Origin of the sequence: Aequorivita iocasae (assembly GCF_016757735.1) — a bacterium.
Lineage (GTDB): Bacteria > Bacteroidota > Bacteroidia > Flavobacteriales > Flavobacteriaceae > Aequorivita > Aequorivita iocasae.
In genome coordinates this window covers 2960886-2981913 of sequence record NZ_CP068439.1, presented here as the reverse complement: position 1 = coordinate 2981913, position 21028 = coordinate 2960886, and the positions used below count along the sequence as shown (strand labels likewise).

18 protein-coding genes are annotated in these 21028 nt (G+C 37.4%); 10 read left to right on the top strand and 8 right to left on the bottom strand.

Annotation, left to right across the window (positions count from 1 at the left end):
- Positions 1–17 precede the first annotated feature (17 nt).
- Entirely contained in the window at positions 18–1412 is a 1395-nt protein-coding gene (gene fumC, locus JK629_RS13730) for a class II fumarate hydratase (protein ID WP_202336175.1), read from the bottom strand.
- A 172-nt stretch (positions 1413–1584) separates the two neighbouring features.
- Between fumC and JK629_RS13725 the strand changes: the two genes are divergently transcribed.
- Positions 1585–1755 (top strand): hypothetical protein, encoded by a 171-nt coding sequence (locus JK629_RS13725; protein ID WP_202336174.1) that lies wholly within the window; start codon positions 1585–1587, stop codon positions 1753–1755.
- A 70-nt stretch (positions 1756–1825) separates the two neighbouring features.
- Here the strand turns inward: JK629_RS13725 and JK629_RS13720 are convergent, their stop codons facing one another.
- The 3 genes from JK629_RS13720 to JK629_RS13710 all read right to left on the bottom strand — a co-directional run bounded on the left by JK629_RS13720 (position 1826) and on the right by JK629_RS13710 (position 5227).
- The gene (locus tag JK629_RS13720) at positions 1826–4315 is read right to left on the bottom strand and encodes an outer membrane beta-barrel family protein (RefSeq protein ID WP_202336173.1); all 2490 of its coding nucleotides are present in this window, start codon (positions 4313–4315) and stop codon (positions 1826–1828) included.
- Positions 4316–4399: 84 nt separating this feature from the next.
- On the bottom strand, positions 4400–4741 hold the full coding sequence (arsC, locus tag JK629_RS13715) for an arsenate reductase (glutaredoxin) (protein WP_202336172.1): 342 nt from the start codon (positions 4739–4741) through the stop codon (positions 4400–4402).
- A 6-nt stretch (positions 4742–4747) separates the two neighbouring features.
- Complete coding sequence (locus JK629_RS13710; protein ID WP_202336171.1) at positions 4748–5227, bottom strand: hypothetical protein; 480 nt, start codon at positions 5225–5227, stop codon at positions 4748–4750.
- Positions 5228–5362: 135 nt separating this feature from the next.
- Here JK629_RS13710 and JK629_RS13705 point away from each other — a divergent pair, with 135 nt between their 5' ends.
- The 5 genes from JK629_RS13705 to JK629_RS13685 all read left to right on the top strand — a co-directional run bounded on the left by JK629_RS13705 (position 5363) and on the right by JK629_RS13685 (position 12090).
- Positions 5363–6097 (top strand): hypothetical protein, encoded by a 735-nt coding sequence (locus JK629_RS13705; RefSeq protein ID WP_202336170.1) that lies wholly within the window; start codon positions 5363–5365, stop codon positions 6095–6097.
- Positions 6098–6116: 19 nt separating this feature from the next.
- Entirely contained in the window at positions 6117–8879 is a 2763-nt protein-coding gene (locus JK629_RS13700; protein ID WP_202338069.1) for a carboxypeptidase-like regulatory domain-containing protein, read from the top strand.
- A 2-nt stretch (positions 8880–8881) separates the two neighbouring features.
- The gene (locus JK629_RS13695) at positions 8882–10093 is read left to right on the top strand and encodes a DUF4249 domain-containing protein (protein WP_225626045.1); all 1212 of its coding nucleotides are present in this window, start codon (positions 8882–8884) and stop codon (positions 10091–10093) included.
- Positions 10094–10095: 2 nt separating this feature from the next.
- A complete protein-coding gene (locus JK629_RS13690) occupies positions 10096–11823 on the top strand; it encodes a hypothetical protein (RefSeq protein ID WP_202336169.1) in 1728 nt (575 codons plus the stop codon).
- Between the two features lie 96 nt (positions 11824–11919).
- The gene (locus JK629_RS13685; protein WP_202336168.1) at positions 11920–12090 is read left to right on the top strand and encodes a DUF1328 family protein; all 171 of its coding nucleotides are present in this window, start codon (positions 11920–11922) and stop codon (positions 12088–12090) included.
- A gap of 185 nt (positions 12091–12275) precedes the next feature.
- Here JK629_RS13685 and JK629_RS13680 read toward each other — a convergent pair whose 3' ends face one another.
- On the bottom strand, positions 12276–13787 hold the full coding sequence (locus JK629_RS13680; protein WP_202336167.1) for an Ig-like domain-containing protein: 1512 nt from the start codon (positions 13785–13787) through the stop codon (positions 12276–12278).
- A 144-nt stretch (positions 13788–13931) separates the two neighbouring features.
- Positions 13932–15039, bottom strand: a protein-coding gene (prfB, locus tag JK629_RS13675) for a peptide chain release factor 2 (RefSeq protein WP_202336166.1) whose coding sequence is annotated in 2 segments (ribosomal slippage) — positions 13932–14975 and positions 14977–15039 — 1107 coding nt in all. Because the reading frame shifts where the segments join, the coding sequence is not laid out codon by codon here.
- A 124-nt stretch (positions 15040–15163) separates the two neighbouring features.
- On the opposite strand from prfB, the gene JK629_RS13670 reads away from it, so the two are divergent.
- Together JK629_RS13670 and JK629_RS13665 are read left to right on the top strand one after the other, a co-directional pair.
- Complete coding sequence (locus JK629_RS13670; protein ID WP_202336165.1) at positions 15164–15793, top strand: hypothetical protein; 630 nt, start codon at positions 15164–15166, stop codon at positions 15791–15793.
- Between the two features lie 9 nt (positions 15794–15802).
- A complete protein-coding gene (locus tag JK629_RS13665; RefSeq protein WP_202336164.1) occupies positions 15803–16825 on the top strand; it encodes a threonine aldolase family protein in 1023 nt (340 codons plus the stop codon).
- Between the two features lies 1 nt (position 16826).
- Here the strand turns inward: JK629_RS13665 and JK629_RS13660 are convergent, their stop codons facing one another.
- Together JK629_RS13660 and JK629_RS13655 are read right to left on the bottom strand one after the other, a co-directional pair.
- Positions 16827–17147, bottom strand: coding sequence for a YegP family protein (locus JK629_RS13660; RefSeq protein WP_202336163.1), 321 nt, complete (start codon positions 17145–17147; stop codon positions 16827–16829).
- Between the two features lie 100 nt (positions 17148–17247).
- Positions 17248–17571 carry a YbaB/EbfC family nucleoid-associated protein gene (locus JK629_RS13655; protein WP_202336162.1) on the bottom strand — a complete coding sequence of 108 codons (324 nt, stop codon included), beginning with the start codon at positions 17569–17571 and terminating at the stop codon, positions 17248–17250.
- A 62-nt stretch (positions 17572–17633) separates the two neighbouring features.
- Between JK629_RS13655 and JK629_RS13650 the strand changes: the two genes are divergently transcribed.
- Entirely contained in the window at positions 17634–19769 is a 2136-nt protein-coding gene (locus JK629_RS13650) for a S9 family peptidase (RefSeq protein WP_202336161.1), read from the top strand.
- A gap of 78 nt (positions 19770–19847) precedes the next feature.
- Positions 19848–20885 (top strand): PLP-dependent cysteine synthase family protein, encoded by a 1038-nt coding sequence (locus JK629_RS13645; protein WP_202336160.1) that lies wholly within the window; start codon positions 19848–19850, stop codon positions 20883–20885.
- Positions 20886–21028 lie beyond the last annotated feature (143 nt).

Genomic DNA, 21028 nt, shown 5'->3' with positions numbered 1-21028 from the left:
TTTAAATTCATTAAAACTTAAAGGCTTCCCACCATATCCTCTGGTTTTACCCATTCGTCAAATTCTTCCGCAGTTAAATAACCAAGATTTACAGCTTCTTCTTTTAATGTTGTTCCGTTTTTATGTGCCGTGTTTGCAATTTCCGCAGCTTTGTAGTAGCCGATTTTTGGATTTAAGGCAGTTACTAGCATTAAACTATTGTTCAACTGTTTTTTGATTACTTCGTAATTTGGCTCAATACCTTGTGCGCAATGGACATCAAAAGACACACAGGCATCGCCAATCAATTGCGCTGATTGAAGAAAGTTTGCTGCCATTACGGGTTTGAAAACGTTTAATTCAAATTGGCCTTGCATTCCTCCCACGGCGATAGCCATATCATTCCCGATCACTTGCGCACAAACCATTGTCAGTGCTTCGCATTGTGTAGGATTAACTTTTCCAGGCATAATGGAAGAACCGGGCTCATTTGCTGGAATGTTGATTTCGCCAATACCGCTTCTTGGGCCGCTGGCAAGCATTCGCACATCATTTGCAATTTTATTTAACGAAACCGCCAATTGCTTTAAAGCACCGTGGCTTTCTACAAAAGCATCGTGTGCTGCAAGGGCTTCAAACTTATTTTTTGCTGTAACAAAAGGCAGATCAGTAAACTTTGAAATGTATTCGGCAACTTTTACATCGTAGCCTTTAGGGGTGTTTAAGCCAGTTCCCACAGCGGTTCCTCCCAATGCAAGTTCTGCCAAATGTGGTAGGGTGTTTTTTAATGCTTTGATTCCGTGCTCAAGTTGTGCAGCATAACCACTAAACTCCTGTCCGAGGGTTAGGGGAGTGGCGTCCATAAAATGGGTACGACCTATTTTTACAACATCTTTAAATTCCGATGCTTTTTTTGAAAGTGTTTTCTGAAGTTGTTCCACACCAGGTAGGGTGGTTTCAATCAATTTTTTATAAGCAGCAATGTGCATCCCCGTTGGGAAAGTATCGTTTGAGGATTGTGATTTATTTACATCGTCATTTGGTTGAAGCGTTTTATCGCCTTCACCTATAGTTTTTCCGGCAAGTTGATGGGCACGGTTTGCAATTACCTCATTCACGTTCATATTGCTTTGGGTTCCGCTTCCGGTTTGCCAGATTACCAGTGGAAATTGATCGTCGTGTTTTCCTTCCAAAATTTCATCGCAAACTTTGGCAATCAAATCTCTTTTTTCTTCCGAAAGAACGCCAAGATCGCAATTGGTGTAGGCGGCGGCTTTCTTTAAATATGCAAAACCATATATAATTTCCATCGGCATGGAAGCACGGGGGCCGATTTTAAAGTTTTCGAAAGAACGCTCGGTTTGTGCGCCCCAAAGTTTATCGGCAGGTACTTTTACCTCGCCCATGGTGTCTTTTTCTATTCTGTATTGCATTGTTAAAGTCTTTAATTTGAAATAAATGAATTCTTATGCCAAAGGTAGCGAAAAGCCAAAAGTTGGTCAACCCGCACGGCTGTTTATTTGTTGTGAATAAATCGAAAATTTTTGTAGTCGTTTTTCAAAAAAACCTATTATCTTTGGGGCATCATTTAAAAAAAGCTGCATCATGTTTACATTTGAACAATATCTAGGTTTTCTTGCATTTTTAACCATCCTTACCATGGGTTTTTGGTTAATGATTTTCTTGGTGAGCATTCTTCCTTACTGGATCGGGGGAGCGCTTTATGAAAACTGGAAATTGAAGCGTGAGGAAAAGAAAAAAAAGGAATTGAAATAATTTCTTTTAAAAAAATATATAAAAAAAGGGAACCAATTTGGTTCCCTTTTTTATTGGCAATCAATCACGGTTAACCTTCAAAACCACCATCGTCATCATTACCTCTTTCCGGACGTTGGCGCTGTTTTTTCTGGTTGAATCTATAAGTGAAAGTAAGAGTTACTTGGCGTTGTCGCCATTGGAATTCACTTTCACTTGTAAATGTATCGGTAGTTGTAATGCTGTTTCTTTTTCTGGTGTTGAAAAGATCACTAACATTCAAAGCCAAGGTTCCGTTGTCATCCATAATGTCTTTACTCATTGCCATATCTACGGAAAGGATGCCGTCAGATGCTGTTTGCGAGTTGTTTGAAGGTCCTCTGTAAAAAGCATTGGTTTGCCATTCAATTTTAGCGGGCAGCTTCACTTTACTGCTGAAGCGGCCAAAATAACTGGTATTTTCAGCACCGTAATCTACATCATTATAAAATCCTTCCGTTTTAAAGAGAAAATAATTAAAACTACCGTTTAAGTTTAACCATTTTGTTGGGTTGTATAGCAAGCCCAGTTCAAAGCCGTAACGCTCGTTTGTGGAAAGGTTAATAGGAATTGTACGGATTACCGGAATTCCGTTGCTTGTAACTTCACCGGTTTCTTCCTGAACTCTTTCAAACGCATCGGTTTCATATTGGTAATAGATAGAAGAAGTTAAGGTAAGTTTTTTCCATCGTTTTAGATACCCCAAGTCAAAAGCGCTTGCGTAGGCAGGATCCAAATCTGGATTGCCCTGAAACACGTTTGCTTCACTGGAACGTGAAGGGAATGGATTTATGAACCAATTGCGCGGTCTATTAATACGTCGGTTATAACCCAACGTAATGTTTTCATTTTCTTTCAGCTCATACGTCAAGTTTACAGTGGGGAAAAGACCTGTATAATTTTTGTCAAAATTTAGGTCGAAAGAGGTATTCTCGGTTACATTCTCAGCATCGACCTTTCCTTTTAACTGTGTGTTTTCAACACGAAGCCCGAGCAGAAAGGAGAATTTTCCAAATTTATTTCCGTATTGTGAATAAACGGCGTGTACATTTTCATTATAGGTGAAAATATTGGAAAGACTGTCATTTCTATCAAAGATGCCCGAAGTTCCTCTTTCTTCCAATAAGGTGTAATCTGTAATGGTTTCTTCAAAATTACCTCGATACCCTGCCTCAAACTGTGCGTTTTCCCCAATGGGCAACACATAATCGGCCTGTGCCAAATATTCTGTTTGGTCTTCTTTTTGAATTATATCCTCGGCCGGAAGTATTTCATTATCTGGAAAAACTTCTCGTTCCGTTATAAATGACCGTTCAGTTTCTTTATCACTTTCATATTGAAAATCGGCTGTTAATTTATGGCCGTTATCATTAAAATCATTAACGTAATTCAATGAAAATTGATAAGATTTGTCATCTTCGCTTTCAATCTCAATTCGCGTAATTCGTTCCTCAATCGTATTATTGTTGTAGTTAAAGGTATTGTTCGTTGTCTCATCCTCTCCATCGCCTTTGCGATAAAACACACTTGCGGTGACCGATGATTTGTCGGTTAAAAAATATTCAATCCCAAGGTTGGTATTGAAGCCTTTCCCCATTCGGTCATATTTTCTTCTTTCTATTACTTGGTCAAATTGTGGTTCTCTTATTACTTGATTTCCTGCAGAGTCTATTACGGTCCGTGGAAAGTAATTATTGTTAAAAAATGCATTTCCGGGACTATTCCGGTAATATACGCCCGTAGTATTGAAAATATTGAACTTGTCCGTACGTAAATTTATATTTCCCGACGCGCTGCTGTTAAGCGGCACGCCAAGACTGGTACTTAGTGAGCCGTTAAGCCCAAGCGTTTTTTCCTTTTTAAGAATTATATTTAAAATTCCGGCGGTTCCTTCAGCATCGTATCGGGCAGAAGGCGAAGTAATAACCTCTACACGTTCAATGGCTTCTGCAGGCAGCTGTCGCAAGGCATCAGTGGAGCCAAATCCTGCAATTGCTGAAGGTTTTCCATTAATAAGAATACGTACATTTTCATTTCCGCGAAGGGCAATGGCCCCGTCAATATCAACCGTTACCGAAGGCACGTTATTTAGCGCATCACTTACTGTGGCTCCTCCTGCGGTAAGGTCTTTACCAATATTGTATATTTTTTTATCGAGCCGTACTTGTACTTCAGTAGTTTCAGCACGTATTACGACTTCGTCCAAACTAGCTGCGTCCAAAGCCAGATTTACAGTGGGAAGGGTGGTGTTTTTGGTTAGGTTTTGGTTTTTTAGTTCTTTGGATTTATAGGAGATAAATTCAAATTTCACAGTATAAACGCCTGGGGGCACTTCAATACTATATTTTCCCTCGGTGTCGGTTATGCCTCCTGTAACGGTCTTTCCTTGTTTATTTATAAAAGAGACTGTGGAATATTCCAAAGGGTAGTTGGTGCCTTCTTCAAGAATAATGCCTTTTATAAGAACTTCTTTATTATCAGGGTTTTGCGCCAATAAGATCGTGGAGGCAAGTGCGAACAGAAACGAGAGGGTTATTTTCATGTAATTTTTAGCAATTTTGACACACGAAAATAGCCGTGGTTTAATTGGAAATTGCTAAAGTTCTGTTAAATAAATATCGCAAACCTATAAAATATCAAGCACCTGTTGGGGAGGTCTTCCTATTATAGCATGGGTTCCTTTAATTGCAATAGGGCGTTCAATTAACTTGGGGTTTTGTACCATGGCATCAATGATTTGCTCATCACTTAGATTTTTATTTTTATAGGTTGTCTTCCAGACTTCTTCCTGTGTCCTAACCAAATCAATAGGTGCAATTCCTAAAAGTTCAATTACTTGTTTCAGTTCTTGGTGGGATGGAGGGGTTTCAAGATATCTTACAACTTCAATGGTTTCTCCTTTCTCTTCCAATAAATTCAAGGCCTGGCGCGATTTGCTGCAACGGGGGTTGTGGTAAAATGTTATCATGTTTTTTTAAAATTTTGATAGTTCTTCTATTTCCAAATTGAAATCATACTGCAAATCTTCGTGCAAGGTTGAAACTTTCTTTTTTGCAAACTCTATTTGCCTAAAGTAAAGGTTGGAAAGGGTTGTGTTTCTTTTAATGGATGGTTTAAAATCTTTCAGTTTTTCACAAAAATAAAGCAAAAGTTCTACTTCAGTTTCCTTATTTTGTGAATAACGGATGAATTTTTTGAGCTCTCTCAAAATTTTCCGAACGCTTTTTTTTATGTAGAAGAAGGTTTTGGTATTTATCATTTCAAAATCTGCATCAACCTTGTCTTTGATACTTTGAATAAAGGCTTCTTCATCGGCAGACTCAAACAAAAGGTAAGTAAGCAGTTCTTTGTTTTCCTTTTTGAATTTTGAAAGCCGAAGGCAAAGTTCCAGCAACTCCTGCGTGGAACGGTGGGTAAGCTCTGTCTTTATTTCTTTGAGTGTTGCTGCTTTCATTATAAAATTATTCTTCAAGATTTCTACGAAGATAAGTTTCCAAAATAGAAAATTTGAAGATAAAAGTTGATTTAATAGGAAGGGTTTTAGTTTAAGAGTTGTTTTTTTGTACTTTTAAAATCGCAAAATTTGATAATGAACATTTCTAAAGCCTACCGTTTCTTTCTATTTTTCCTGCTGCTTAATCTGGTAGCGTTTTCACAATCAAAACTGCCGAATGAAATTTATGAAACCTACGATAAGATTGTAGGGCTGGAAAATACGGGTCTTTATAATGGAACGGAATTTACTGACCCTTTCTTAAATACTGATGGCACTTACAGATATTATAACGGGTATGATTATACTCGTGGGTCCGTAACTTATAATGGCCAGTACTATGTAAACGTGCTTTTGAATTATGATTTATTGGAAGACAATCTGTTAACGCGTTCTGATGATAATTTAAGCATTTTTAACGTCAAGCTCATTCCTGAATTTGTAGCATCTTTTTCGGTTGGCAGTCACAATTTTGTTAGGTTAAGCGATGTGGATTTAAATATTTCGGGCAATGGTTTTTTCGAGGCTGCCTATCTTGGAAATGTTTTTGAATTGTATATAAAACACACTAAAAAGAAAAAAGATAAAGCTCTAAATAGCGGTATTCAGTATAGATTTTCCGAGGCAAATTTTTATATAGTGAAAAGCAAGGGAAGGTATTCATTGGTAGATTCCGAAAAGGATTTACGTGAATTCATTCCTGAAAAAGACAAAGAGATTCGCGACTTCTATAAAACCTATAAAGCGCTCAATAAATCCAATCCAGACCTTTTTATGATCAAGCTTCTAACATTCCTTGACAGTCTGGAAACGACCAAAAACCAATTCTAATTTGAAGTTGAAATTATCCATGCAAAATAGATTTTTTGTCCATGTTTTATTTTTTTTGATTACTGCCGCAACTTTCGGGCAAAACAATAAAAATATTACGGTTTCATTCAACAACACTCCTTTAAAGGAAGCAGTTCTAAAGGTGGAAACCCTTTCAAATAAAACATTCTATTTTGATGAAACCTGGCTAAAGGGGCATTTTGTCACGAAAGATTTTGAAAATGAATCGCTCCAGAATGTTTTGGAAGAACTTTTCAGCAATACCAACATCAACTTTGTGTTCAAGGATGGCAATGTCATTTTATTGAACAATACTTACGTTTATACTGATTTGCCCCCTGATTATTTTAATGAAGAAAAGACCGAAGAAAAGCAGCTTGAGGACACTAAAAATGCACCCATTTTTCAAGAAGAATATGCCGCACAGGGAACTGTTGAGACCCGAAAACTTGTAACCATCGGCAAGCAAACAGCCAACGCAGCAAACAAAACCTATACACTTTCAGGTGTTTTTAAAAACTCAAAAACTGGGGAGCCGCTTCAAAATCTTTCTATTTCAACTATAGACAGAACAAAATATGCTGTTACAGATGCCGAGGGGCGGTTCAGTATTCGACTTCCCTACGGATTAAACAAACTGGAAACAAATCTTTTGGGTTTTGAAAAAATTCGTCAAGATGTAATTATGTACGGCGATGGTTCTTTGAATATTGAATTGCGAGAAAATACCGAATCGCTGGAGGAAGTGGTCGTAAAATCAAATAAGGATGCAAACGTACGCGATGCCGTGGTGGGCGTTACGAATATTGACATTGAAGCGATTAAAACAATTCCCCTGGTTTTAGGTGAACGCGATATTCTAAAAGTTGCAACCACTATGCCCGGTATAAAAACAGCGGGGGAAGGCGCAAGCGGATTTAATGTTCGTGGCGGTCGTGCAGATCAAAACCTTATTCTTTTAGACGATGCCGTTCTTTATAATCCCTCACACTTTTTAGGTTTCTTTTCTGCAGTAAATCCTTTTACAACGGGAAGTCTCGAAATTTATAAAGCAAGTATCCCGGCGGAATACGGCGGAAGGCTTTCCTCGGTTTTTGATATTGAGACCAAATCGGGCAATATGGAAAAATTTGCTGGCGAAGGTTCCGTTGGGCCAATAACCGCAAATCTCGCCGTTGAAGTTCCAGTGGTAAATAAGAAAGCTTCTGTAATTGCGGGTTTCAGGGCCACATATTCAGACTGGATATTGCGAAGTTTAGATGAAGAGGCACTTAAAAACAGCGAAGCTACCTTTTACGATGGTATCGTGAAATACAAACATAATATAGACAACAATAATAGCATCCAGGGTACATTTTACTATAGTAAAGACCGTTTCAGCATAACTTCTGATTCTATTTTTGATTATAACAATCGATTGATTTCTTTAAAATACGGACATACATTTAGTGAAAAGAGCAGGGCAGAAGTGATTTTGGTAAATAGCCAATACAAATATGGTATTAACTATGAGGCAGATGCCAACGAAGATTTCGACTTTGGTTATGAACTAAACGAGTATCAGGCAAAACTGAATTTCAATTATAAGTTAAGTAATAAGCACAAACTCAGTTATGGCCTAAGCAGCAAGCTTTATTCCATAGATCCCGGAAATATTGAGCCTATTGGTGAAAATTCTGATGTGGAGGCCAAAACAATTGACCGTGAAAAAGGGCTGGAATCGGCAGTCTATCTTTCAGATTTATGGGAAGTAAGCGATAAATTTTTGCTCGATCTTGGATTGCGTTATTCGTTTTATATGGCTTTAGGGCCCTCAATACAAAACGTGTATGCTGAAGGAGTTCCTAAAAGTGAAAATTCAATTGTAGAGGTGAAGGAATTCGGTAAAAACGAATCCATAAAAACCTATGGTGGGCCAGAATATAGAATATCTGCGCGTTATTTGTTGGGCAATGATTTTTCGGTAAAGGCGGGTTTCAACAGGACCATTCAATATTTGCATTTACTATCCACGAATACCACCCAATCTCCCACAGATATTTGGAAACTTTCAGATTTAAATATTGCTCCCCAGCGCGCAAACCAATATAGTCTGGGCTTTTTTAAAAATCTTTCCGGAAAAGACGTTGAATTCAGTCTTGAAGGATATTATAAAACAATGAACGATTTGCTGGATTATAAGGTTGGCGCCCAGTTAATTTTAAACGACGACCTTGAAACCGATCTTCTGCAAGGTGAAGGAAAAGCGTACGGAGTAGAGTTTTTGGTAAAGAAGAATTCGGGCAGGTTCAACGGTTATTTGGGCTATAGCTATTCCCGTTCCCAGATAAAGCTGGACAGCCAGTTAATGCAGGAACGTGTGAATAATGGTGAATTTTTTCCTGCAAATTACGATAAGCCCCATGACTTTTCGGTAGTAGCCAATTACAAACTTACCAAGCGTTTTAGTTTTTCGGGCAATTTCACCTACCAAACGGGACGCCCGATTACATACCCTATTGGCAGGTATATTTTTGCGGGCGAGGAACAAGTACTATATAGCGACCGGAACCAGTTCCGAATTCCAGATTATTATAGATTGGATTTAGGTGTAAATATAGAAGGCAACCACAAATTGAATAAGTTAGCGCACAGTTTTATAAATATTTCAGTTTATAATGTTTTGGGAAGAAACAATCCATATTCGGTCTTTTTTGTAAATGAAGCTGGAGAAATAAAAGCGTATAAAACTTCTATTTTCTCCGTGCCCGTGCCTACTATTACGTATAACTTTAAGTTTTAGGAATGATGAGGAACAGAATTATATTGATCGGTCTTTTCGCACTTCTGCTTTTTCAAGTGGGCTGTACGGAACCTTTTGAGATAGAAACCGTAGATTTCGAAAGCGTTTTGGTGGTAGAAAGTACTATAACAGATGAGTTTAAACCTCAAATTGTAAAGCTGAGTAAAACTTCGTCCTTGGAAAATCCCGAAATTTTGCTTGTAAATGATGCCGATGTTACCGTCACCGGAAGCAATGGCGAGAGTTTCAGCTTTTATTGGGATAGCGAAACCGGCAATTTTATATCCCAAAACTCATTTAGCGCACAACCTGGCGTTTCCTATACTTTGAATATTATAACATCAGACGGAAAACGATACTCTTCTTCCGCAGTTACCTTACCGCCATCTGTAGGTATTGATGAACTTTATGCGGAAAGAGTTGTGGATGCAACAGAAGAAAAAGATGGAGTTCAGATTTTGATAGACACAGAAGATCCAACCGGTAATGCAAAATATTATAGGTATGCGTATGAAGAAACATATAAAATAGTGGCTCCGTATCCATCTCCCTACAATTCAGAAATTATTGATTTTGATCCCATTTCTGGTACATATCAGGTGATTCTTACTCCCAGGGAGCCAGAGGAAATTTGTTATTCCACAGAATTTTCAACCGGAATAAACCAAACCACCACAACAGAATTGAACGAAAATAAAGTCTTCCGCTTTCCAGTGAGATATCTCTCCAAACTTGATGCAAAAATGCAGACCCGTTACAGTATTTTGGTAAAACAATATGTACAAAGCGTTGAAGCCTATACTTTTTATAAAATCATTAAAGAACTTGGTAGTATTGAAAGTCTTCTGTCACAAGGACAGCCTGGATATGTAGCGGGCAATATGGTTTCTGAGGAAAATCCCGATGAAAAGGTTTTGGGATTTTTTGAAGTTTCATCCATGACATCAAAGAGAATCTATTTTAATTATGACGATTTTGGGTTGGAAAAGCCACCCTATTTTGTAGATTGTGATTTACTATTGCTTGATTATCGCGACAATACAAACCTAGATAATGATCCCGATGAAAGGGAGATAATCTACACATATTTAACATTCTATGATTATCAAGTATTCAGCTTTGCCCAGGGTGTTTTGTATACTATCGCGAAGCCCGAATGCACTGTGTGTACCTCTTTTTCATCAAATGTAAGACCCGATTTCTGGGAAGATTGATTATGGTAAAAAAATTAATTTTTATAGTTTTTGTTATTTATGGATTCACTGCTACGGCTCAAATTCCTAAAGATAAGCTCACAATTGATGTAAGTGTTTTTCCAGAGGAAAACGTGGAGTTGTCCATCAACTCGCAGGTTTTTCTAGCTGGAGAATTACTTCAATACAAAGTATACGTCACCAATGCGTTATCCCACCAAGGCTCTTTAAGCGCGATAGCTTATGTTTCATTGCGAGACCAGCAGGACTCGTTGGTCTTTAACCATAAATTGAAATTGTTGGACGGGACTGCCAACGGAGATTTTTTCATTCCTTCAAATTTGAAGACAGGAGCGTACAAACTGATAAGCTACACCAATTATTCAAGGAATAATGAAGCTGCTGCTTTTGTACAGAAAGATATTTACATCATCAATACTTTTACGAAACAAGAGGCTTTCAGTAAAACGGGCGATACAATTTTTATGAATCATATTGTTGAAAAAAGTCCTCACTTTTCAGAAGAAAATAATCCAGCAAAGGCTAAAATTAATTTAGATAAAGAAAGTTATGGTTTCCGTGAAAAAGTCAGTCTAAAACTGGAAAATTCTCTTAAAGGGATGAAAGGCAGGTATGTACTTTCGGTACGAAAAATAAATCCTATTGAAATTTCGGGCAAGATCCCAACAGCAGCAAAAATTTATTCAGAAGTTTTCTATGTGCCAGAGCTTAGAGGAGAGCTTATTTCGGGATTGGTATTGTCTAAAATAGACAGTATGCCTGTATCAAATATAGAAGTTGCACTTACTGTTCCTGGAGAGGATTATATCTTTAAAGTGGCAAAAACAAACAGCAATGGCAGGTTTTTCTTTTCCGTTTCAGAGGACTATAATTCTGAAAATAGTATCGTTCAATTATATGGTAACGAAATGGAAAAAAATTCATATAAAGTGGTTTTGGATAAAAAAGAACTTCCAATACAGAAAAATAAATCCTATTTTTTAAAACTTGATGAAGCCTTGAAAGATTGGTTATTGGAGCGAAGCATTCAATTACAAGTTGAAAATGCTTATTTTGATACTAAAAAGGATAGTATTTTACCCAGTAAAACCAATCCTTGCTTTTATGAAGATTTGGGAACGGTTTTTAAATTGGATGACTACACCAGATTTCCTTCCGTGCGTGAAACTTTTGTGGAGGTAATTACCCTCGCGGCAATTAGAGGGAATGGAGATGATGCTAAATTTATTATCCATAACGAATATGACCCTGACCGGATTGCAAAATTTAATGACATAGACCCCTTGGTACTAATGGATGGAATGTTAATCCAGAATAATTCGGAATTAATAAATTATAAAGCCAGGGATATTGAGAGCATTCGGATTATAAACACACCTTACCGCTACGGAACTAAGATTTATAGTGGGATTATTGCTGTGGAAACAAAAAAAGGGGATTTTGTTCCTAACCTTTCAAAAAGTTTTGTTGAGATGATAAATTTGCCTCCTGCGGTTAAGCAAAAAAAATATTACAGTCCAGACTATAGCAATAGGAATGTAATTTCAAGAATACCTGACTATCGGGTACAATTGCTTTGGGAGCCTAGCCTTTCTTTTAAGGACACAGCGTATTCCACCACTTTTTATACCTCAGACGTTCCGGGTTTATATGAAATTTTGTTGGAAGGTTTTAACGACAGGGGTATTCATATTTCCGCTAAAAGATATTTTAAGGTTCTAGAACCATAGATTTTTGTATTAAAAAAAAGCGCGATTGTTAAAATTTAGACAGAAATATTTTAACTTTAATACCTTTTATTAAACAACCTTAAAACCTGCCATCTCATGCTTCATTGGAAAGCAATCTATATTATCTTGGCTATTGTCTTTGGAGTAATAGGTTTTATAGGTATTGGCGATGGTGAAATTGAACCGGCAAAATACATTGCTGGAATATTTCTGTTGCTTTTATTAGTTTTTTGGGCCGCTGATTTTGTAGGAAAACGTAAAAGTTAAAATTTTGAAAATAAACACATTGGAATAAATATTTTTTGTAAATTCATTCACATATCATATCGGGGTGCTTAAGTTTCAAAAACAGCTGAGAATACACCCGTAAAACTTCGACACGGATAATGCCAGCAGAAGGAATATGATTTGCAAAGGGAACTCAGATTTTAGAATCTTGTTCCCTTTGTTTTTTATAGGCGGCAATCGCCGCTTATTATTTGAAGAGCGGTTGGATTAAATCCATTGCCCGCTATTACGTAATTTCCAGAGCATAATCCCCCATTTGTAAGAAAGTCCCTTAGCCCACAAAAATCTTCTAAATAATAATTGTTAGTTATCGTTAAATCATTGTTAGAACCTCCACCACATTCAATGAGTACCAAATTCAATAAGAAATCAAGGTTTGTTATGGAATCATTATCATCTAGAATTAGAAAATCTTGAATTGTGGTTAAATTTAGTAAGCCATTTAAATTATTTAAATTAGGGTTTCTACTTATTTCAACGCTCTTTATTGTTTGAAGATTAGAGAAACCAGATATTTGGTTTAAACTTTTATTGTTTTCTAAATAAAAATTTCCGCCCAGCGTTTGTAGATTATCTATTCCATTAATAGATGATATTGAGTTACCGACCATTTCGAACCCACCCAGTTCTGTTAAATTTGATAATTGACTTACATCGTTGACAAAGTTGCGGTCATATTTGCCTTCTATTTTTAATTTCCCTGTAATTTTTGTAACATCTTCAAAGCCTTCTAGAGTATGAAATTGGTGTAAACCAAAACTTGTAAGAGTAACATCTCCATTAATTTCCTTAATTCCAGTTAATGGAGAGAGGTCTATTATAGGGCTCGATGTGGGGATTCCAAAGTCCATACAAGGTTCATATGTATAAATCTCTCCATTTACAACATCGATTTGATGTCCTTCAAATAAATCTACTGCATATTGATGCCGTAAAATAATATCCTGATTAAGTGTACCAATTGGCATAAAGTTCACCGAAATTGAATTTGGGTCAGAAGTACTACCGCTTGGGTCTTGGGCTCTTATATTAATATAATATCGATGAAATAGCTGAAGTTGATTATCTGTGTTTGCATTTGTAAAGGTGAGTGAATTTTCCGTGGTAGTAAAATCAAGCCAGTACATATCATAGGTACCATCAAAATAACAGTCATAGCCTTCTTTTACAAAAGTTAATAAATAAGTTACCTCCTCTCCATTAGGATCTACACAAGGATTCCATGAAACTGTAATGCTATCGGAAGTATATGTGGCTGTGAAATTTTCGACCATTTGACAGGGTGGGGTGTCATCCCCGCCCCCATTGGTTACATTTATGGTTACATTTGCACTATCGCATAGTGCATTACTACTATTGTCACAAACTTTGTATGTAAAGGTATCAACCCCGATAAATGTGGAATTTGGAGTGTATTTTACTTCGCCTGTTATGGGATTTATTTCGGTAATTCCATGGCTTACAGCATTTTCTATAATCACCGAAGAGGGGTCTAAAGGATTATCCCCTGCTTCATCGTTCAATAGTACATCAATTACCACAGAACGATTATTTGGAGTAGTCGTTGAGTCATCAACAGCAATTGGCGCACCTTCGACTCTCTGAATATCATCATCCTTTTTTGAACATTTAAGGCTCAAAGCTAGTATTACAAATAAGAGTAGCGTTTTTTTCATAATTTTATTTAGAGTAATATATTAATAATATTCAGAAGATGTTTTAGTAGGTGCGAAAAGGATGTTATAGACTTAAATTATTATATCCAATATGAAAATTATAAGGGGAATGAAAATTTTAGAATCTTGTTCCCTTTGTTTTTTTTACAGTTCATCACTCTTCTCTTTCTGTCCCGTCATCATCAAATAGGCTTTTAGAAATTCATCAATCTCACCGTCCAACATAGCGTCCGTATTTCCGGTTTCGTGGCCTGTACGTACATCTTTTACAAGTTTGTAAGGGTGTAACACATAGTTGCGTATTTGCGAGCCCCATTCTATGGCAAGTTTGTTGTCCTCAATTTCGGCACGCTGTGCCATTTGCTTGCGAAGTTCAATTTCATACAATTGTGATTTGAGCATCTGCATCGCTTTTTCGCGATTGTCTAGTTGGCTTCGGGTTTCGCTGTTGTGAATAACAATACCGGAAGGGTGGTGGGTCAGGATGGCCTTCGTTTCTACCTTGTTTACGTTTTGTCCGCCGGCGCCGCTACTGCGGGCAAATTCCCAAGAAATATCTGCGGGATTTATTTCAATTTCGATCGTATCGTCAACCAATGGATATACATAAACACTCGCAAAACTTGTGTGTCTTTTTGCATTGCTATCAAATGGAGAAATACGCACCAAACGATGGACTCCATTTTCACTTTTTAGCCAACCAAAGGCGTATTCGCCCTCAATTTCCAGCGTTACGGTTTTTACCCCTGCAACATCGCCCGCCTGAAAATTCAATTCTTTTACTTTATAACCGTTTTTTTGTGCCCACATTAAATACATCCGCATGAGCATTTGCGCCCAATCGCAACTTTCGGTTCCGCCGGCACCTGCTGTAATTTGTAGTACGGCGCTCATGTCGTCGCCTTCTTCGCCCAGCATATTGCGGAACTCCAAATCTTCAATTGCAGATTCAGCTTTTTCAAAAGCGGCATCTACATTTTCTGGCTTGCCTTCGCCATCTTTATAAAATTCGAGCAGAATTTCAGCTTCTTCGGTAAGTGTTTTTGCGGTTTCGTAATCGGTAACCCATTTTTTTTTGGTACGGAGAACTTTCATAAAAGCTTCGGCTTCCTGCGGATTGTTCCAAAAGTTGGGGTCAAAGGTTTTTTCTTCGTCGTTTGTAATCTCTATGCTTTTGCCAGCAATGTCAAAGATAGCGCCTCAAGGCATCTAGCCGCACCTTAAGGTCTTTGATTTGGTCTGTTGTAGTCATTTTTAGGTAAGAATTTCAGCAAAAATACTATTAACTTCGTGAGCCGAACGAATTTTTCGGCTAATTTTATAATTTCTTAGAGATTATCAATTCTGAATTAATAATCCTTTAAATCTTTTCTTTTATGAAAAAATCATTGCTTTTATTTACATGCATCTTTACAGCTATAGGTTTCGCACAAAATGATGAAGCCTTTGTTGATAGTCTGGTTGCCCAAAAAATGGCAGAACTTGAATTGCAACAAAACCCTGAATATTTTTACAGGAAAGATTATTGTGATGGGAATATTCAGATGTTTAATTTACCTGACGGCAAACTGTGCACATCCAAATCCACCTATTATTCTGTGTATGTTTTTTGGAGCGAAGATGAAGATGTTATGAAGCTACAAAAGTTTGACAATTGCGGAAGTTTTATGCCTATAAGCATAAGTAGAAAAAAGACTATTGAGAAATTCTTTAAAGACAAACAGGCGTTGAAACAGGGCGAGATAAAACCTTATGAAGGTGAAAAAGTAGATGAGAATGCCTACGGAAATATGACTGTGAATTCTTGCCACAAAGAATATAAATTCGTTTTTGATGGAAAATCTTTTGAAAAGAGCTTTCGGGAATTTGATTTGACCAACGAGTCAAAATATAAAAACGTTAATGCAGAGCATAATAGATCACTACCACTAGTAAAATTGGATATTTTGCTATCGGAAATGTTCAAAAATATGGAGGACTCTGGAAGTTTATTAAGAGAAAAGTAAAAAATACAGATGATTATAGATTTACGAAGCGATACCGTTACAAAGCCCACAATGGGCATGCTGGAAGCCATACTAAATGCTGAAGTGGGCGATGACGTTTATAAAGAAGACCCCACGGCCAATAACCTGGAACAAAAATTGGCAGAAATGTTTGGGATGGATACCGCTCTTTTTTTTCCCACGGGAAGTATGGCAAATCAGGCGGCCATTAAAATGCATACCCAACCGGGAGAACAGTTGATAGCCGATAAATGGGCCCATGTTTATAATTATGAAGGTGGGGGCGTTTCTTTCAATAGTGGTGTTTCGTGCAAATTAATTGACGGCAACAGAGGAATGATAACTGCGGAACAAGTGGAAGAGAGCATTAATCCACCAGACTTTTACCATAGTCCGCTAACTAGTTTGGTTTGTTTGGAAAACACTACGAATAAAGGTGGTGGCGCCTGTTACAATTTTTCAGAAATTGAAAAAATTAAACAGGTTTGCGATACACACCAACTTGGCTTTCACTTGGATGGAGCGCGCATCTGGAACGCTTTAATTGCCAAAAAGGAAGATCCAAAAGAATACGGAAAAGTTTTTGATACCATTTCTGTTTGCTTAAGCAAAGGTTTGGGCACGCCCATGGGGAGTGTTTTAATTGGCAAAAAAGACATTATGAAGAAAGCCATGCGTGTACGCAAGGTGCTAGGAGGAGGTATGCGTCAAATAGGTTTTATGGCAGCTGCCGGAATTTACGCATTGGACAATCAAATGGAACGGTTAGCAGAAGACCACAAAAAGGCATTTGAAATTGCAGCAGTACTTTCGCAACAAGCCTATGTAAAAAAGGTAGAACCTACCGAGACCAATATTGTAATATTTTATTTGGAAAAAGAAATTTCAGAAGAGAAGTTTATGAATGACCTTCTTCAAAAAAACATAAAAATCAGCGCAATGGGGCAGGGCAAGCTACGTATTGTTACGCATCTCGATTACACCGAAAGTAAGCACGAATCGTTTTTAAAAATCCTGAAAAACTATAAATAGGTTACTCAACTTCTTTTACCGTAGCTCCTGGAGCATTTTTACGCACGGATTCAATTCCGTTTTTTGCGCCACTTTCTGCAGCGTACATTTGGCTGCTCCCAATTATCTGTCCGTTGGTAGCTTTAATATTAAAGTGAATTTTTCCGTTTTTTGCGGTTTTTATTTCAAAACTACTGTCTTTTCCGCAGTTTTTTTGGACAGATTCAATTCCATTCATAGCGGAAGCTTTGGTGGCGTACATTTGGCTGGTTAAAATAACTTGGCCGTTGGCCGCTTTTAATACAAAGTGAAATTTATCACCGCTTTTTTTGAGTTCAAACATAATTTGGTGTTAAAGGTTGACTGAATATTTAAAACTTCAATATCGTGAAAAACAAGGTGTTTAAAAAATTGCTGAGTGTATTTATAATAAGTTTAGCATATTATTTAAACATATCCATTCCTGGAATGTTGGGCATGCCCTCTTTTGCAACCGCAGCTACTTCTGTTTCGTGAACATTTGTAGCTTTTTCAATGGCTTTGTTCAAGGTTAAAATTAAATAATCTTCTAATTGCTCTTTATCTTCCAGCAAACTATCTGCTATTTCAACACTTTTAATTTTTCGGTTTGCCGTTAAGGTTATTTTTAAAAGTCCATCACTGCTAGCTTCGTCAATTAATACGTTGTCAAGCCGTTTTTTGGTTGCTTCTACTTTCTCTTGGGTTTCTTTAAGTTTTCCCATCATTCCCATTAAATCTCCAAACATTTTTTTTGTTTTAGTTTAATGCAAATTTACTACTTTGTACACTTATTAATCAAGCCTTCTTTATGAAAAAATTGGCCTTCTTTTCAATTGCTTATCTTATTTTTGCGCCTTCAATTAATGCACAGAAAACTGCAGAAGAAATCATGAAAATCACGCCCCCGAAAGCTCAAAAAATTAATAAAAAACTTGAAAAGCACGGAGATGTTCGCATTGATGAATATTACTGGCTCAACAATCTCGAGGATGAAAAGGTAATAAATTATTTGAAGGAAGAAAATGAATATTACGAAGCAATGACTGCACACACAAAAGATTTCAAAAAAAATCTTTTTGAGGAAATGAAGGCGCGCATAAAGGAGGATGACGAGTCAGTTCCGTACAAACTTAATGGTTATTACTACATCACAAAATATGAAACCGGAAAGGATTATCCGATCTATACCCGCAAAAAAAACTCTTTGGACGCTGCGGAAGAAATTCTTTTTGATGTGAACGAAATGGCGAAGGGGTATTCCTATTACAATCTAACAGGATTGAATGTTTCTGAAGACAATAAGCTTGTTTCTTTTGGGGTAGATACCCTAAGCCGAAGAAAATACGACATCTATATAAAGAATCTAGAAACCGGTGAAATTTACCCAGAACGTATTCCTTTAACAACGGGAAGTGCAACGTGGGGAAACGGTAATAAAACACTTTTTTACGCCCGAAAGGACGAGAAAACGCTGCGTGCCGATAGAATTTACCGTCATACCTTAGGCACCGATCCTATAACGGACGAGTTGATTTTTACTGAAGAGGACGAAACCTTTGGCACCTACGTCTACAAAACAAAATCTCGAGAATATATAGTAATAGGGAGTTACAGTACACTGACTTCAGAATACAGGGTTTTGGATGCCGATAACCCATTGGGCGAATTTAAAATTTTCCAGCCGCGTGAAAGAGGGTTGGAATATAGCATTTCGCACTACGGCAACCATTGGTATGTTCTGACCAATAAGGACAAAGCGCTCAACTTTAAACTTATGAAAACATCGGTAGACAAAACTTCCCAAGAAAATTGGGTGGATATGATTCCGCATCGTGATGATGTGCTGTTGGAAGATATCGATATTTTTAAGGATTATTTGGTGGTGAGCGAGCGTAATAACGGTTTAACCAAAATTCGAATAAAAAAATGGAAAGGTGAAACCGATTATTATTTGCCTTTTGATAACGAAACCTATACAGCCTATACAACCCAGAATCCAGAATTTGACACAAAGGTGCTTCGGTACGGTTACAATTCATTGAATACACCCGCTTCGGTTATTGATTTCAATATGGAAAGCAAAGAGAAAACGGTTTTGAAAGAGACCGAAGTCTTGGGAGGAAAATTTGATAAAAATAACTATGAAACCGAGCGCTTATGGGCAACTGCCGCGGATGGAACAAAAATCCCTATGTCGGTTATCTACAGAAAGGGAATTAAAAAAGATGGTAAAAACCCAACGTTAGTATATGGTTATGGTTCCTATGGTGCTACTATAGATCCTTACTTTTCTACGGTTAGGTTAAGTTTGTTGGACCGTGGTTTTGTTTTCGCAATTGCGCACATTCGCGGTGGGGAATATATGGGGCGTCAATGGTATGAGGACGGAAAATTGCTAAAAAAGAAAAATACATTTACCGATTTTATTGATGCTTCCAAATATTTAATAGAAGAGGGTTATACTTCTCCAGAGCATCTTTATGCTTCTGGTGGCTCTGCTGGCGGCCTTTTGATGGGCGCCATTGTAAATATGGCTCCAGAATTGTACAATGGCGTAATAGCCTCTGTACCATTTGTGGATGTGGTTACAACTATGCTAGATGATTCCATTCCGTTAACTACAGGAGAGTATGACGAGTGGGGAAATCCCAATGAGGTTGAATATTACAATTACATGAAAAGTTATTCACCCTATGATAATGTTGCGGCAAAGGCCTATCCAAATATGCTGGTTACAACGGGTCTGCACGACAGCCAAGTGCAATATTGGGAACCCGCGAAATGGGTCGCCAAACTTAGAGATTTAAAAACTGACAATAATATATTGCTGTTGCAAACCAATATGGATGCTGGCCATGGCGGTGCTTCCGGACGCTTTGAGGCGTTAAAGGAAGTAGCTATGGACTATGCCTTTCTATTGGATTTGGAAGGAATTAAGGAGTAATAAAAATAATTCCTTACCTTTGTGCGGTTAAAATTTTCAGTTTCATACTGAAGTCATTTTAAAACGAACTCCCTCTTTATGAAAGAAGAAATAAAAGCCCACAATAACGTGTTGGAACTTATAGGCAACACACCGTTGATAAAGCTTAACAAGATTACCCAGAAGATGAAGGGTAATTATTTCGCAAAAGTTGAAGCATTCAACCCGGGACATTCTACCAAAGACCGTATTGCACTTTATATTATTGAAGAAGCCGAAAGAAAAGGTATTCTTAAGCCAGGCGATACTATTATAGAAACCACAAGCGGCAACACAGGTTTTAGCATAGCGATGGTTAGTATTATTAAAGGTTACGAATGTATTTTGGCCGTAAGTTCAAAATCTTCGGCTGATAAAATTGATATGCTGAAAACAATGGGAGCTAAGGTTTACGTATGCCCCGCACACGTAAGCGCAGATGATCCTCGGTCCTATTACGAGGTTGCAAAAAGACTTCACAATGAAATAAAAGGTTCGGTTTACATAAATCAATATTTTAATGAATTAAATATTGATGCACATTATCAAACTACTGGTCCGGAAATTTGGGAACAGACAGCGGGGAAAATCACCCATTTGGTAGCTTGCAGTGGAACCGGAGGAACCATTTCTGGAACGGCACGTTTTTTAAAAGAAAAGAATCCAAATATAAAAGTAATAGGTATTGACGCTTACGGCTCTGTACTTCAAAAATATCACCAAACCAAGGAATTTGATGCCAATGAAATCTATCCATATCGCATTGAAGGTTTGGGAAAGAACTTAATTCCTACCGCTACAGACTTCAATATTATTGATAAATTCGAAAAAGTAACAGATGAGAGCAGTGCCCACACTGCCCGCGAACTTGCAAAAACTGAAGGACTGTTTGTGGGCTATACAAGCGGGGCGGCAATGCAAGGTTTGAAGCAACTTGAAGAAGAAGGTGAATTTGACCAAAACAGCAATATAGTTGTTATATTTCCCGATCACGGTTCACGCTACATGAGCAAAATTTACAATGATGAATGGATGAGCCAGCAGGGCTTTTTTGATTCTGAAACTGCTGAAATTCATCAAATAGAATTTGTGAAATAGTTTCCCAAATAAGAAGTAAAAAGTATTAAATCACTTAAATCCCGATTGCAACGCGCTTTCGGGATTTTTTTTTCTGATAGTGACATTCTAAAATCTACTGCCCAAAATCTAATATCTCACAAATAATTTAATTAATTTTGTCC